This window comes from Calidithermus terrae (assembly GCF_003574345.1).
GTDB lineage: Bacteria > Deinococcota > Deinococci > Deinococcales > Thermaceae > Calidithermus > Calidithermus chliarophilus.
On the sequence record NZ_QXDL01000460.1, the window covers coordinates 1 to 721 of the forward strand.

Consider the following 721-nt stretch of genomic DNA (forward strand, 5'->3'; position numbering starts at 1 on the left):
GAGGGAGAGCATTGGTATGTGGTGTTCAGTTGCGAGGTCGAGGCTGTACCCCTGCCTCAGACCCAAGAGGCTATTGGGATTGACTTGGGGACGAACCCCCACTTCCTGGTCACCTCGGAGGGGGAGATGGTCGAAGCCCCCCGATACTTCCAGAAGGCCCAGGCCAAACTTGCCAGCGCCCAGCGCAGCCTGTCCAGGAAGAAGCGGGGTAGCAACCGCCGCCGTCAGGCCAGACGGCGGGTGGCCAAGCTGCACCGCAAAATCGCCAACCAACGCAAAGACTTCCACCACAAAATAGCAAGGAGGCTTGTCAACAAATATGGCACGATTGTCCACGAAGACCTGAACGTCATCGGCCTGGCCCGCACCCGGCTCGCCAAGGGGGTGCTGGACGCGGGCTGGGGGCAGTTTCTTGCAATCCTCGCCTACAAAGCGGAGGAGGCTGGTAGGCGGGTCGTGGGGGTAGACCCCAAGCATACCAGCCAGGACTGCCCGGTGTGCGGCTACAGAGAAAAACGCCCTCTCTGGGTGCGGGAGTACACCTGTCCCCAGTGCGGCGCCCACCAGCACCGGGACGTGGCCGCTGCCACCAACATCCTGGCCAGGTCGGGGCGTGCACCCGACCGCAGATGGGCTCGGACGGAGCCTGCGGGGATGGGTACGGCGTGGGCCGTCCCGTGAGAACCGCGAAGCCCCGTTCTTCAGAACGGGGAGTCGTCAC

General features: G+C 64.2%; 1 protein-coding gene. It reads left to right on the forward strand.

Annotation, left to right across the window (positions count from 1 at the left end):
• Positions 1-681, forward strand: a 681-nt coding sequence (locus Mterra_RS21575; RefSeq protein WP_147373075.1) for an RNA-guided endonuclease InsQ/TnpB family protein, incomplete at its 5' end; no start/stop codon positions are given.
• Between the last annotated feature and the right edge of the window lie 40 nt (positions 682-721).